Annotated in this window: 12 protein-coding genes; 11 read left to right on the top strand and 1 reads right to left on the bottom strand. The window is 63.4% G+C overall.

The genetic code is table 11. The annotated features are described in order from the left end of the window. From Q0094_RS06450 to tgt, 7 genes are all read left to right on the top strand, one after another. Positions 1 to 555 (top strand): LysM peptidoglycan-binding domain-containing protein (locus Q0094_RS06450; RefSeq protein WP_297616588.1); only part of this gene is annotated, 555 nt, incomplete at its 5' end. A 110-nt stretch (positions 556 to 665) separates the two neighbouring features. Continuing rightward, positions 666 to 2,486 carry an ABC transporter ATP-binding protein/permease gene (locus Q0094_RS06445; protein ID WP_297616597.1) on the top strand — a complete coding sequence of 607 codons (1,821 nt, stop codon included), beginning with the start codon at positions 666 to 668 and terminating at the stop codon, positions 2,484 to 2,486. 133 nt (positions 2,487 to 2,619) lie between these two features. Then, positions 2,620 to 3,996 carry a Trk system potassium transporter TrkA gene (gene trkA, locus Q0094_RS06440; protein ID WP_297616585.1) on the top strand — a complete coding sequence of 459 codons (1,377 nt, stop codon included), beginning with the start codon at positions 2,620 to 2,622 and terminating at the stop codon, positions 3,994 to 3,996. Positions 3,997 to 4,000: 4 nt separating this feature from the next. Next, positions 4,001 to 5,524, top strand: a complete 1,524-nt coding sequence (locus tag Q0094_RS06435) for a potassium transporter TrkG (protein ID WP_297616582.1) — start codon at positions 4,001 to 4,003, stop codon at positions 5,522 to 5,524. 146 nt (positions 5,525 to 5,670) lie between these two features. Continuing rightward, positions 5,671 to 5,904 (top strand): RNA chaperone Hfq, encoded by a 234-nt coding sequence (gene hfq / locus Q0094_RS06430; RefSeq protein WP_297616579.1) that lies wholly within the window; start codon positions 5,671 to 5,673, stop codon positions 5,902 to 5,904. Positions 5,905 to 5,954: 50 nt separating this feature from the next. Continuing rightward, positions 5,955 to 7,205 carry a GTPase HflX gene (gene hflX, locus Q0094_RS06425; protein WP_297616594.1) on the top strand — a complete coding sequence of 417 codons (1,251 nt, stop codon included), beginning with the start codon at positions 5,955 to 5,957 and terminating at the stop codon, positions 7,203 to 7,205. A gap of 267 nt (positions 7,206 to 7,472) precedes the next feature. Continuing rightward, complete coding sequence (gene tgt / locus Q0094_RS06420; RefSeq protein ID WP_297616576.1) at positions 7,473 to 8,603, top strand: tRNA guanosine(34) transglycosylase Tgt; 1,131 nt, start codon at positions 7,473 to 7,475, stop codon at positions 8,601 to 8,603. 9 nt (positions 8,604 to 8,612) lie between these two features. On the opposite strand, the gene Q0094_RS06415 is transcribed toward tgt, so the two are convergent. Beyond that, a complete protein-coding gene (locus Q0094_RS06415) occupies positions 8,613 to 9,098 on the bottom strand; it encodes an autoinducer binding domain-containing protein (protein WP_297616573.1) in 486 nt (161 codons plus the stop codon). Between the two features lie 121 nt (positions 9,099 to 9,219). On the opposite strand from Q0094_RS06415, the gene Q0094_RS06410 reads away from it, so the two are divergent. The 4 genes from Q0094_RS06410 to Q0094_RS06395 form a co-directional block, all read left to right on the top strand. Further along, positions 9,220 to 9,825 (top strand): LuxR family transcriptional regulator, encoded by a 606-nt coding sequence (locus tag Q0094_RS06410; RefSeq protein WP_297616571.1) that lies wholly within the window; start codon positions 9,220 to 9,222, stop codon positions 9,823 to 9,825. A gap of 132 nt (positions 9,826 to 9,957) precedes the next feature. Continuing rightward, positions 9,958 to 10,569: an acyl-homoserine-lactone synthase gene (locus Q0094_RS06405; RefSeq protein ID WP_297616568.1), complete on the top strand. Its 612-nt coding sequence runs from the start codon at positions 9,958 to 9,960 to the stop codon at positions 10,567 to 10,569. A 318-nt stretch (positions 10,570 to 10,887) separates the two neighbouring features. After that, on the top strand, positions 10,888 to 13,224 hold the full coding sequence (gene lon / locus Q0094_RS06400; RefSeq protein WP_297616591.1) for an endopeptidase La: 2,337 nt from the start codon (positions 10,888 to 10,890) through the stop codon (positions 13,222 to 13,224). A 471-nt stretch (positions 13,225 to 13,695) separates the two neighbouring features. After that, positions 13,696 to 14,035: HU family DNA-binding protein (locus Q0094_RS06395; protein ID WP_297616565.1), on the top strand; the 340-nt coding region annotated here is incomplete at its 3' end.

Here is a 14,035-nt window from a genome sequence, read left to right as displayed (position 1 = left end):
CCTGCCATCGTGCTGGCCGGAAACGACGGCTTGCGCGTGGTCCAGACCGCCGATGCCGAAGCCGCAGCGCCGACCGACACGCAGCTTGATGTCATCAGCTATGACGCCGAGGGGGCGGTGACCCTGGCCGGTCGCGGCCCTGTCGCGTCGGCGCTGCGCGTCACGCTGGATGATCAGGTCATCGAGCGCGGCGGCACCGATGCCTCCGGGCAGTGGAGCCTCGATCTCTCCGATGTCGCACCCGGCACCTATGCGCTGCGGATCGAGCATCTGGATGCGGCCGGTCAGGTGATCGGGGCGCTTGAGACGCCTTTCTTGCGTGAGGACCCCGCCCGCATCCGCGACAACCCGATGTTGGCCGATCCGGGCAGTTCGGTGATCACGGTCCAGCGCGGCTTTACCCTGTGGGGCATCGCCAGGGCGAATTTCGGAAGCGGCATTCTATATGTGCAGATCTTTCAGGAAAATCGCGATGCGATCCGGGATCCCGATCTGATCTATCCCGGACAGATCTTTGCGCTTCCCGACCTGCCGCGCACAGGCGCGGCGCCTTGAGCGCTCTGGCCATTCCTGTGGCCGAGGCTTAGGTAGGGTCCCGGACAGCCCGCTAGGATCGCTCCATGCAAGCCAAGACCAGCCCCGCAAGCCCCGCGCCTGTGGCCCATATGCCGGCAGATCGTGCCGAAAGCGAAGCCACACGGGAACGTCGCTCGGGCTGGCGGACCATCCGCAAGGTCGCGCCTTATCTGTGGCCCGCTGACGCGCCTTGGGTGAAAAATCGGGTGCTGGCGGCGCTGGCCTTTTTGCTTTTGGCCAAGCTGGTGGGGGTGGGCACCCCTTTTGTCTACAAGGCCGCCGTTGATGTGCTGACGGGCGAGGCGCCAAGCCCGGCCTGGCTTTTGGGAATGGGGGCTGTGGGCATCACGGTCGCCTATGGCGTGGCGCGCGCGGCCAATGTGGGCTTTCAGCAATTGCGTGACGCGGTATTTGCCCGCGTGGCGCAATCGGCGCTCAGGCAATTGGCGTTGGAGACCTTTCAGCACATTCATGCGCTGTCGCTGCGCTATCACATCACCCGCAAGACCGGCGGCCTGTCGCGGATCATCGAGCGTGGCGTGAAGGGTGTGGATTTCCTTTTGCGGTTCTTGCTGTTCTCGATCGGCCCCCTGGTGCTGGAGCTGCTGCTGACCGGCATCATTCTGGCCGTTGTCTTTGATATCAGCTATCTCATCGTGCTGAGCGCCACCATCGTGCTCTATGTCTGGTTCACCTTTGCCGTCACCGAATGGCGGGTCAAGATCCGCAAGGAAATGAACGAACAAGACACCGACGCCAACCAAAAGGCGATCGACAGCCTGTTGAACTACGAGACGGTGAAATATTTCGGCGCCGAGGCGCGGGAAGCCGCCCGCTACGACAGCGCCATGGCGCGCTATGAAAAAGCCGCGATCAAGACCACGCTGTCCTTGTCGTTTCTGAATTTCGGGCAAGCGGTGATCATCACGGCCGGGCTTGTGATCGTCATGGTGATGGCGGCCATCGGCGTGCAGGCGGGTGAATTGACCACCGGCGATTTCGTGATGGTCAACGCCTTCATGATCCAGATCACCATACCGCTGAATTTTCTGGGCACCGTCTATCGCGAGATCCGGCAGGCTCTGGTCGACATGGGCGAGATGTTCGATCTTCTGGACCAGCCGCAAGAAGTGTCGGACAAGCCCGACGCGCGCGCGCTGGTCGTCACGGGCGGCGCGGTGGTTTTCGAGGATGTGCGCTTTGCCTATGACCCCGCCCGCGCGATCCTGAAAGGGTTGAGCTTCACGCTTGCCCCCGGCGAAACGGTGGCGCTGGTCGGGCCTTCGGGGTCGGGGAAATCGACCATCGGGCGGCTGTTGTTCCGGTTCTATGATGTCACGGGTGGCGCCATCCGCATCGATGGGCAGGATCTGCGCGATGTGACGCAGACCAGCTTGCATGACCGGATCGGCGTGGTGCCGCAAGACACGGTGCTGTTCAACGACACGATCCGCTACAACATCGCCTATGGCCGCGCTGGTGCGACCCAAGCCGACATCGTGGCCGCCGCACGGGCTGCGCGCATCCATGATTTCATCGCGGCCCTGCCCGAAGGCTATGACACGCCTGTGGGCGAGCGGGGGCTGAAGCTGTCGGGGGGCGAAAAGCAGCGGGTGGGCATCGCGCGCACGCTGCTCAAGGATCCGCCGATCCTGTTGCTCGACGAGGCGACCAGCGCGCTTGACAGCGAAACCGAGCGCGACATCCAGAGCGAATTGAAGATGATGGGCGAGGGGCGGTCGGTCATCATCATCGCGCACCGGCTGTCCACCGTGGTGGAGGCAGATCAGATCCTTGTGCTTGAGGCCGGCGAGATCGTCGAGCGCGGCACCCATGAGGCGCTGATTGCCAAGGGCGGGCGCTATGCCAGCATGTGGGCGCGCCAGCAGGCCGAGGAAGACGAAAGCTGACCGGCGCACCGCTTGGCCCGGCCTGCCTAAGCCTGCCAGGACCAAGCGGGCGGGCCTGGGGCAAGGTGGATTGACCTTTGCCGGTCTTGCATGCGACTGATGGGGCTGTTGCGGCCGCAGGGACGGAAGGTTCATGAAGGTCATCATCTGTGGCGCGGGCCAGGTCGGCTGGCAGATCGCGCGCCATCTTTCCGGTGAAAAGAACGATGTGACGGTTGTCGACAGCAACCCCGATCTGGTGCGCCGGGCGACCGACACGCTGGATGTGCGGGGGCTGACGGGCTTTGCCTCTTATCCTGATGTGCTGGAACGCGCGGGCGCGCGCGATGCCGACATGATCATTGCCGCCACCTTTTCGGATGAGGTGAACATGGTCACCTGTCAGGTGGCGCATTCGGTGTTTTCCGTGCCGCGCAAGATCGCGCGGTTGCGCGCGCGCAGCTATCTGGATGCGATCTATTCCGATCTGTACCGGCGCGACCATCTGCCCATTGATGTGGTCATTTCCCCCGAGGAGGAGGTGGCCCAGGCCGCGCTGGCGCGCATCCGGTCGCCCGCCACCTTTGACACTGAAAGCTTTCTGTCGGGCGATGCGCGCCTGATGGGCATTCAGCTTGATGCCGAATGCCCGGTTCTGGAAACCCCGCTCAGGCAATTGGCAGAGCTGTTTTCGACCTTGCGCGCCATAGTGGTTGGCATCCGCCGTGCGGGCACGCTGTTTGTGCCCGAACCGGGCGACCAGCTGTTTGCGGGCGATCAGATCTATGTCTTTTCCCACACGGTCGATGCCGGTCGCACGCTGGAGATTTTCGGCAAAAGCGCCCGCCAGCCCGAACGCGTGCTGATCGTGGGGGGCGGCAATGTCGGGCTTACGGTGGCGCGGGCGCTTGAAAGCGGGCCCGATCGCATGCGGGTGCGGGTGATCGAGAAATCCCGCGTCAAGGCCGAGATCGCGGCCGATGCCCTGGAACGCACCATCGTGCTGCATGGTGACGGGCTTGACATGGATATCTTGCGCGAAGCGGGCGTCGACCGGGTCGATGCGGTGCTGTGTGTGACCGATGACGACAAGACCAATCTGCTGGCCTCGGTGCGCGCCAAGACAGCGGGCGCGATGTTGTCCATCGCGCTGATCAACGACCCGACGCTGGTGCCGCTGATGGCACCCTTGGGCATCGATGCCTACATCAACCCCCGCGCCACGACGGTCAGTTCGATCTTGCGCCATATCCGGCACGGGCGGGTGCGCGGTGTCTATTCGGTGGGCGACAGCGAGGCCGAGGTGATCGAGGCACAGGTGCTGTCCACATCGGCCATCGCGGGTCGCCAGATCCGCGAGATCGACTTTCCCGAAGGCGTGCTGGTGGGTGCGGTCCAGAAGGGCGGCAAGGTGGTCTCACCCTCGGGCTCAACCCGGATCGAGGAGGGCGATGTGATCGTCTTGTTCGTGCTTGCCGCCGATGTGCCCGCTGTCGAGACGCTGCTTCAGGTCTCGATCGATTTCTTCTGATCCCATGGCGCGCCCCGACCGCAGCTTGCCGATTTTCGTGGTCCTGATCTTCGGGGCGGCTTTTGCCACCTTGGTGCCGTCCTTTTACGGGGCAGCGGTGCGCGATTACGACAGCGCGCGGGTGTTTTTCTATTGTGGTTTGCTGTTTGCCATTGCGGCCGGGTTGTTGTGGCTGGCGGTGGCGCCCACGGCGCGCTCGGGGACCGAGCAACGCTATCTGCTGACCTTGCTGTTGTCCTATCTGTGGCTGCCGGGGATCCTGGCGGTGCCGATGATCCAGTTGCGGGCCGATCTGGCGCTGATCGATGTCTATTTCGATATGGTTTCGGCGCTGACCACCACCGGGGCGGCCGTCTTTGCGCCCGAGCGGCTGACCGATACCGCGCATCTGTGGCGCGCGACGGTGGGCTGGTTCGGGGGCGCCTTGATCTGGCTGACGGCGCTTGCGGTGTTGGCGCCGCTCAATCTGGGTGGCTTCGAAGTGACCGCCGAGGCCGGTTCCGGCCCACAGGGGGCCGGGTCATCGCATCGGGGCCAGATTGGCGCGGTGACGGCATCGGGGCGGCTTTACCGCCATGTGGTGGTGTTGTTCCCGGTCTATCTGGGGCTGACCATCGTGCTGGCGATTGCGCTGACACTTGCGGGCGAACGTCCGCTGCACGCGGTCATTCACGCAATGTCGACCCTGTCGACATCGGGCATCAGCGCGGTGGGCGGCCCCAAGGATGGCAGTGCCGGTGTCATCGGTGAACTGCTGATCGTGTTGTTTTTCGTCTTTGCCCTGACGCGGCGCAGTTTCTCGGGCGGGTTTGGCCCCCGTTGGCCGGGCATCATGGCGCGCGACCGCGAATTGCGTCTGGCGCTGATCATCGTGGCCGCGCTGTCGGCGTTCTTGTTCGTGCGCCACGGGGTCGGCGCCTATCGCCTCGATGCGTTGGAGGATGGCCCGGCGGCCGTTGCGGCGTTCTGGGGGGCGTTGTTCACGGTCTTGTCCTTTCTGACCACGACGGGCTTTGTATCCGACAGCTGGGCGCTGGCCGGAACCTGGTCGGGTTTGCCCATGCCGGGTCTGGTGCTGGTGGCGATGGTCATCATCGGGGGCGGGGTCGCGACCACCGCAGGCGGGCTGAAGCTGTTGCGGGTCTATGCGCTGTACAAGCATGGCACGCGCGAGATCGACCGATTGGTCCATCCCCATTTCGTGGCGGGGGCAGGCCGCATGGGGCGGCGCATCCGCCAGGAAGGCGCCTATATCGCTTGGATCTTTTTCATGTTGCTTTTGGTCACGATCGGGGTCGTGACCTTGGCGCTGTCGGCCACGGGGCTTGGGTTCGAGGCGGCGTTGATCTTTGCCATAGCGGGTCTTGCCACCGCTGGTCCGCTGGTCGAGGTGGCGGGGCAGGTGCCGCTCAGCTATGGCGCGTTGGGCGATGCGGCCAAGCTGGTGCTGGTTGTCGCCATGATCATCGGGCGTGTGGAAACGCTGGTGTTTCTGGCCGTTTTCAATCCCGCCTTCTGGCGCGCATGATGGACAGATGCGCAAAAGGGTAGCACCGATCAGCCATGGTTTGAAAATTGCGTTGAAATCGCCGCACAAAGGGTCGACATCACGCGCGTGCGGCGGCACAATCGCACCGTCATTGCCAGCCCAAAGCCAAGAAGGCGCACAACAATATGGCCGATACGAAACAAAACCTTCAGGATGCGTTCCTCAATCACGTCCGCAAGTCCAAGGTCCCGGTCACGATCTTTTTGATCAACGGGGTCAAGTTGCAGGGCGTCATCACGTGGTTTGACAATTTCTGCGTGCTCTTGCGTCGCGACGGGCAAAGCCAGCTTGTCTACAAGCATGCGATTTCAACCGTGATGCCCGCCCAGCCCATCAGCCTTTATGATGGGGAAGAGTGACCCGCCAGCCCGTGACCGAAGCTGAGGATGGTGCGACGGGCAAGGGCCCGATGCGTGCGCTGGTCTTGCATCCCGATCTGAAATCCGACCGTGCGCGCCGTGATCCCGGCCCCGCGCTGGACGAAGCTGTGGCGCTGGCTGCGGCGCTGCCCGATCTTCAGGTCGTGGGGGCCGAAATCGTGCGCCTGCCGCGGGCCCAGCCGGGGCTGCTGTTCGGGTCTGGAAAGATCGCCGAATTGAAGGACCGCATTGCCGCGCTCGCGGTTGGTCTGGTCTTGATCGACGGGCCGGTCACGCCCGTGCAACAGCGCAATCTTGAAAAGGAATGGGGCGTCAAGCTGCTGGATCGGACCGGGCTGATCCTTGAGATCTTCGCAGATCGCGCCGCCACGCGCGAGGGCGTGTTGCAGGTGGAACTGGCCGCACTCAGCTATCAGCGCACGCGGTTGGTGCGTGCCTGGACCCATCTGGAACGCCAGCGCGGTGGCCTGGGCTTTGTGGGTGGCCCCGGCGAGACCCAGATCGAGGCCGACCGGCGCGCCATCGACGATGCCGTGCTGCGCATCCGCCGGCAACTGGCCAGCGTGGTCAAGACGCGCGAATTGCACCGCAAGGCCCGCAAAAAGGTGCCATATCCGATCGTGGCGCTGGTGGGGTACACCAATGCCGGAAAATCCACCTTGTTCAACAGGCTGACCGGCGCCGAGGTCTTGGCCAAGGACATGCTCTTTGCCACGCTCGACCCCACGATGCGCGCCGTTGCCTTGCCCGATGGGACCGAGATCATCTTGTCCGATACGGTGGGCTTTATCTCGGATCTGCCGACCCAGCTGGTCGCGGCCTTTCGCGCGACCTTGGAAGAGGTGCTGGATGCCGATCTGATTTGCCATGTGCGCGACATCAGCCATGCCGAGACCGAAGAACAGGCCGCCGATGTGGCTGCAATCCTGCGCGGCCTGGGGGTGCCAGAGACCGCGCCGATGGTGGAAATCTGGAACAAGATCGACCGGCTTGACCCCGAAACCGCCGCCGCCGTCGGGGCGATGGCCGGGCGGCGCGAGGGGGTTTTTGCGCTGTCGGCGGTGACGGGTGAGGGGTTTGAGCCGCTTCTGGCGGCAATTGCCGAGCGGCTGTCGCCGCCGCGCCACCGCTCAGAGCTGCGCCTGACGCATGAGGATGGCCGCCGCCGGGCATGGCTTTACGAACAGGGCGTTGTCGATGCCGAAGACGCGGACGAGGATGCGACGCTGGTGCGCGTGAACTGGACCGACCGTCAGGAACAGGCATTCCGCAGGTTGTGAGGGGCAGCGGCCGATCGGTGCCAAGGGCGGCGGATGGCCGGGGCCTGCCGCATCCAACGCCGGGGCGGGGCGCTTTATGGCGCAAGCTCCGCAAGACCCATCGCAGCGCGCAGGTCGCGCAAGAAAGCGGCTGGCCGCGGGCCGGCCATCCGCTGCCCGTTCGGGGCATGTGTGCCACATGCTGTTCCCAAACGGGCGGCCCGCCCCCCTTTTCACGCCGCGCAATTCGGCTATGAGGGGCCCCTGCAAGGCAAGGGGGCCGAGGCCATGACCGCACAGGTGACATTCCGGCTCGATGCCATATCGGGCAAGGCACGAACGGGTGTCATCACGACCCCGCGAGGCGCGATCCGCACGCCGGCCTTCATGCCGGTTGGCACGGCCGCGACCGTCAAGGCGATGCTGCCCGACAGCGTGGCGGCGACGGGGGCCGATATCTTGCTGGGCAATACCTATCACCTGATGCTGCGGCCCACGGCCGAACGCATCGCACGGCTGGGGGGCTTGCACCGCTTCATGAACTGGTCCGGCCCGATCTTGACCGACTCGGGTGGGTTTCAGGTGATGAGCTTGTCCGAATTGCGCAAGCTGACCGAGGATGGGGTGGAATTCCGCAGCCATATCGACGGTTCACGCCACATGCTCAGCCCCGAGCGCTCGATGGAAATTCAGCGGCTGTTGGGGTCGGACATCGTGATGTGTTTTGATGAATGCCCGGCTTTGCCCGCCGATCGCGCGCGCATTGCAGGCAGCATGGAATTGTCGATGCGGTGGGCCGCACGATCAAAGGATGCCTTTGGCGATCGCCCGGGCCATGCGCTGTTTGGCATCCAGCAAGGTGGGCTTGAGCGCGATCTGCGCGAGCAATCGGCCAAGGCCCTCACGGCCATCGGTTTTGATGGCTATGCCGTGGGTGGCCTTGCCGTGGGCGAGGGGCAGGAGGCGATGTTCGGGGTGCTCGATTACGCCCCCGACATGCTGCCCGCCGACAAGCCCCGCTATCTGATGGGGGTGGGCAAGCCCGACGACATCGTGGGCGCGGTGGCGCGCGGTATCGACATGATGGATTGCGTGCTGCCGTCGCGTTCGGGGCGGACCGGGCAGGCATGGACGCGCATGGGCCAGATCAACATCAAGAACGCTCGCCACGCCGACGACCCGCGCCCCTTGGACGAGGATTGCACATGCCCCGCCTGTCGCGGCTACAGCCGGGCCTATCTGCACCATGTGTTTCGCGCGGGCGAGATGATCTCGGGCATGCTGCTGACATGGCACAACCTGCATTATTATCAGGGGTTGATGGCCGGTCTGCGCGCGGCGATCGCCGAAGACCGCTTTGCCGCCTTTGAGGCCGATTTCCACGCCCGCCGGGCCCGGGGGGATATCGCCCCGATCTAGCGGCCGGGCTTAATCCGTGGTCAGCAAGATCGACAGCCCTGCCAAGGCGGCCCGGTCTTGTGCGCCAAGCCCTTTGCCTCGGGCGGTCATCTGATGCAGTGCCGCGACACTGTCAAAGGCCAGCGCCATCTCTTTGGCCGTGGCGGGGCGGTCCGATCTGGCAAAGCTGGCGACGCTGCGCGCGGCCGTATCGCCCGTGGCCACCGTCAGGCCATGAACCATCCCATGCGCGCGCGCGGCTTGCAGAACCTGCATTCCCGCCGCGTCTGTGTCAGGCAGATCTTCCCATCGAATGGAGCCGAAATTCCGCAAGCCCCAGCGCACCGTCGGGTCATGCATCACCATGCCCTCGCGGCTGTAGGTCTCGATCCATCGCGGATCATAGGCCTGAAACAGCAACGCAGGCGAGGTGAAGCGGATATGCAGCGCGATGGCGAAACCCGCCGGAAAGGCGCCCTTCAACTCCGCAAGCAGGCTGGTGAATTCTGTTGTCATACGCTACGCACATCCACTGATCAGGCCCCATGTGTAGCACAAGAGGTTTGATTTGCCACCATGCTGCCGTAAAGTGCATGTGTTTGGTTTTATGCATGCCTCCACTGGGACGGACCGGGTTTTGGATCACATCGCGAAATGGCAAGATGTGCTGGCCTCTGCGACGGCTGGCTATTTCCTGGCGATCCGGGTCGGCTTTGGGTTCCCGCAGACCGAATACAACCAGTTTCCTGAAGCCTGGGTTGCGGAATACACCCGCGATGGCCTGCTGATCGAGGATCCCGTGATGCGGTGGGTCTATCGCAACGAAGGCGCCGTGCGCTGGAGCACGCTTTCGGATGCCGATCTGTCGGGTGTCCTGGTGCGGGCAGCCGCTCATGGGTTGCGCTATGGCCTGAGCGTTTCTCACCGCGATGCCGACGGTGCCTTTCGAAGCTTTGGGAGTTTCGCCCGCCGGGACCGTGAATTTCGCGATGACGAAGCGATGGATTTGCGCGGTCTGTTGCAAGGCGTCCATCAAAGCAGCCAGCCCACCAGCCGGTTGACGGCTGCCGAGCGTGAGGCCTTGGGGCTGGTCCGAGACGGCCGCTTGCTCAAGGAAATCGCCATCGAACTGGGAATTTCGGAGACGGCAGTCAAGCAGCGGCTCAAGAACGCCCGGCTCAAGCTTCATGCCCGGACCGGTAGCCATGCAGTTTCCATCGCGGTCAAAGCAGGTCTGATCTGACAGGCCGTTATGCCCTGCCGATCCGTCAAAGAAAAATCTGGCCGATCCGCGGCCGCCAGCGGTCTTCGTAAACATGTTATTAACAACCTGGTCGGATGCTTGAACTTCGTTAACCTTGACGGAGGACATCTCATGCATAATGCGACTTTCGACTTCTCCGACCTGCACCGACATGGTCGGGCCTTTTATGATTTTCTGGGGTTGCGCAAACGGTTCTTCGTGGATGAATTGGGCTGGGACATCCCCCATGACAACCATGTCGAGATGGATCAATACGACACGCCCCTGGCGCGGTATTCGGTGGTCATTCAGGACGGGATGGTCATCGGCGGCGCGCGCACCATGCCGACAACGGCCCGATGGGGCCAGAACGGCTATATGCTGGGCGATGCGGTCGCGGGGCTGTTGCCCGGAATTCCGCGCACGATTCTGCCCGAGGCGCCTTGCAGCGCGCGGATCTGGGAATGCACGCGGCTGGTCATGTCGCACGACGTGACGGCGCGGCAAGATCGGGGGCGATGTCTGGAGCTGATCGTCGATGGCTTGGCGCGCACGGCACATCACGGGGGAGCGCAGCGCTTGATTTCCCTGTCGCCCCTGACGCTTGAGCGAGCTTTGCGCCAGTTGGGCTGGGACACCGAACGCATCGGCGAGCCCTATCTCAACCCCGGTGATGGCCGCCGTTATGCGGTGCTGAGCATGTCGTCGACCAAACCCATTGCCCAACCCAGTGTCGCGGCGTGACCAAAGGCGCCAGGCGTGGCGCGTCGCCCGCCATGCGCCTTGGATCCACGTTCACAGCATTTTGTGGTAAATGGGGGATTATGCCCCAAAGCTCCCTTGCGCCGCCCCAAGGCTGGGCGCAGGGTAGGCCCCAGCATGCAAGGTCGGCGGTGGTTGAAACCCACGCGCAAGCGCCCCAGATTAAACTCCTACCGGATCGGTCCCGCGCGGCTGCACAGACAGAGCCGGGCACGGTGCCAAGACCATAGAAGGCAAGAGCCAGTGACCCAAGATACCTTTCCCGTCCTCCCATTGCGCGACATCGTGGTGTTTCCCCACATGATCGTGCCGCTGTTCGTCGGCCGCGAAAAATCGGTGCGCGCCCTCGAAGAGGTGATGCAAGACGACAAGCAGATCCTGCTGAGTTCGCAGATCGACCCTTCGGTAGACGATCCCGACAGCGATGGCATCTATCGCATGGGCGTGTTGGCCAATGTGCTGCAATTGCTCAAGCTGCCCGATGGCACCGTCAAGGTTCTGGTCGAGGGGCGTCGCCGCGTCACCATCACCGAATTCACCTCGACCGATGCCTATTTCGAGGCGCGCGTGGCCCCGCTGGACGAAACCGCAGGCGATCCGGCCACCATCCGGGCCTTGACGGGGGCTGTGGCCGAAGAGTTCGAGAAATACGCCAAGGTCAAGAAGAACATCCCCGAGGATGCGCTGACATCGGTCAGTGAAGCGGCCGATCCCGCCAAGCTGGCCGATCTGGTGTCGGGGCATCTGGGCATCCCCGTCAGCCAGAAGCAGGAGCTTTTGGAAACCCTCGACGTGGCCGAACGGCTGGAAAAGGTCTATGGGCTGATGCAGGGCGAGATGTCGGTTCTGCAGGTCGAGAAAAAGATCAAGAGCCGCGTGAAAAGCCAGATGGAGCGCACCCAGCGCGAATACTACCTCAATGAACAGATGAAGGCGATCCAGCGTGAGCTGGGGGATGGCGAAGAAGGCGGCGAAGTGGCCGAGCTGGAAGAGCGCATCAACGCCACCAAACTGTCGAAAGAGGCCCGCGAAAAGGCCGAGGCCGAGCTGAAAAAGCTGCGCAACATGTCGCCCATGTCGGCCGAGGCCACCGTGGTGCGCAACTATCTTGACTGGATGCTGTCGATCCCATGGGGCGTGAAAAGCCGCGTGAAAAAGGATCTGGGCCATGCCCAGTCGATCCTCGACAATGACCATTACGGGCTGGAAAAGGTCAAGGAACGCATCGTCGAATATCTGGCCGTGCAAAGCCGCAGCCAGAAGCTCAAGGGCCCGATCCTGTGTCTGGTCGGACCTCCGGGCGTGGGCAAGACCAGCTTGGGCAAATCAGTGGCCAGGGCCACGGGCCGCGAATTCATCCGCATTTCTCTGGGCGGCGTGCGCGACGAAAGCGAGATCCGTGGCCACAGGCGGACCTATATCGGGTCGATGCCGGGCAAGATCATTCAGGCGCTCAAAAAGGCAAAAACCACCAATCCTCTGATCTTGCTTGATGAAATTGACAAGATGGGTCAGGATTTCCGTGGCGATCCGGCATCGGCCATGCTTGAGGTTCTCGACCCCGAACAAAACGCCACCTTCATGGATCACTATCTTGAGGTTGAATACGACCTGTCGAACGTGATGTTCCTGACCACGGCCAATTCCTATAACATGCCCGGACCGTTGCTTGACCGGATGGAGATCATCCCGCTGGCCGGCTACACCGAGGATGAAAAGCGCGAAATCGCCAAGCAGCATCTGGTGGCCAAACAGATGAAGAACCACGGCCTGCGGGCGCGTGAATTCGACCTCTCGGATGCCGCCCTGACCGACATGATCCGCTACTACACGCGCGAGGCGGGCGTGCGCAATCTGGAGCGCGAGATCGCCAAGCTGTGCCGCAAGGCCGTGACAACCATCGTCAAGAAGGATGCCACGCAGGTTGTGGTCACACCCGACAAGCTTGAAGCCATGCTGGGCGTGCGGCGGCACCGTTTTGGTCTGGCCGAAAAGGATGATCAGATCGGTGTGGTCACGGGGCTGGCCTGGACATCGGTGGGTGGTGATCTCTTGTCGATCGAGGCGCTTCGCCTGCCCGGCAAGGGCCGGATGAAGACCACTGGCAAACTGGGCGATGTGATGAAGGAATCCATCGAGGCCGCAGCCAGCTATGTGCGCTCGATCGCGCCCAAGATCGGGGTCAAGCCGCCACAGGTCGACAGCTGGGATATCCACGTCCATGTTCCCGAAGGTGCCACACCCAAGGATGGGCCCAGCGCGGGCATCGCCATGGTCACCTCGATCGTGTCGGTGCTGACCCAGATCCCCGTGCGGCGCGACATTGCCATGACCGGCGAAGTGACGCTGCGCGGCAATGTGCTGGCCATCGGGGGGCTCAAGGAAAAGCTGCTTGCGGCGCTTCGCGGGGGGATCACGACGGTGCTTATTCCGGCCGACAATGCAAAAGATCTGCCCGAGATCCCCGACAATGTGAAACAGGGGCTGACCATCATTCCCGTTGCGCATGTCTCCGAGGTGCTGGCCCGCGCCCTGACGCGCCAGCCGGAACCCGTGCTCTGGGATGAGGAGGCCGAGGCCGCCGCCGCCGCCGCCCGCGCCGCCAATCCCGGCACCGAGGCCGCCACAGCGCATTGATTGCCCTGCCATGATGCTGATCAGCGCCGCGCCACCCGCGCGGCGCTGTGCTTTTTGTGGGGGTGCGTCGACAATCCCCGCCTGATCCAGCCAAAGGGCGGTCGCGTGTGGCCTGTGCGCGGGCCCGGCCTTGGATCGGCCAGTCCACAGGCCACGCTTCGCCGGGGGATATCGACATGCTGCGCGTCGTATTCTCTATTGGCGGAAAAGATACACTTTCGATAAGGTTCCGACGACTCGCCCAGTCGCGCCCATCCGCTTTGGGCGGGCTCCTTGATGAAAGGTCGCACCGATATGGCCCGCAGCCCCAAGACATCAGGTGCACCCAGCACCCAAGGTGCAACGCCCAAAGCCAGGGCAGAAAATCGCAAGATCGCCGCCACTGAGCCCCTGACCACAGCCGTCGCGAAACCGGCATCACAGACAGCACCGAAAGCCGCGCCCAAGACCCGATCCAAGGATGTGGCGGTCGTGACCGGGCCGGACAATGCGCCCGCCCGCAACGCGGCCGCGACCACGGGCGCGGATGGTGCCGTTGCCCCCAGCAAGGCGGTGGCCTTCAAGCGGTTGGACCTGATCGAGGCGGTCTGTGCTCGGGCCAAGATCAAGCGCTCGGATGCCAAAACCATTGTCGAACTGACGCTCGAGGAATTGGGCCGCGCGCTGTTGGATCACGGTGAACTTGTGCTGCCGCCCTTGGGCAAGCTGTCGGTCAAGCAGCGCAGACCAAAGACAGCCGGTGGAGAGACACTGATCCTCAAACTGCGCCCTGCGGGTGGCACGCGGGCCAACAAGAACGGGTCAAACCCCC

Origin of the sequence: uncultured Roseicyclus sp., from assembly GCF_937892565.1 — a bacterium.
Lineage (GTDB): Bacteria > Pseudomonadota > Alphaproteobacteria > Rhodobacterales > Rhodobacteraceae > Roseicyclus.
The sequence above is the reverse complement of the archived record's forward strand: the minus strand, read 5'-3'. Positions and strand labels throughout refer to the sequence as shown.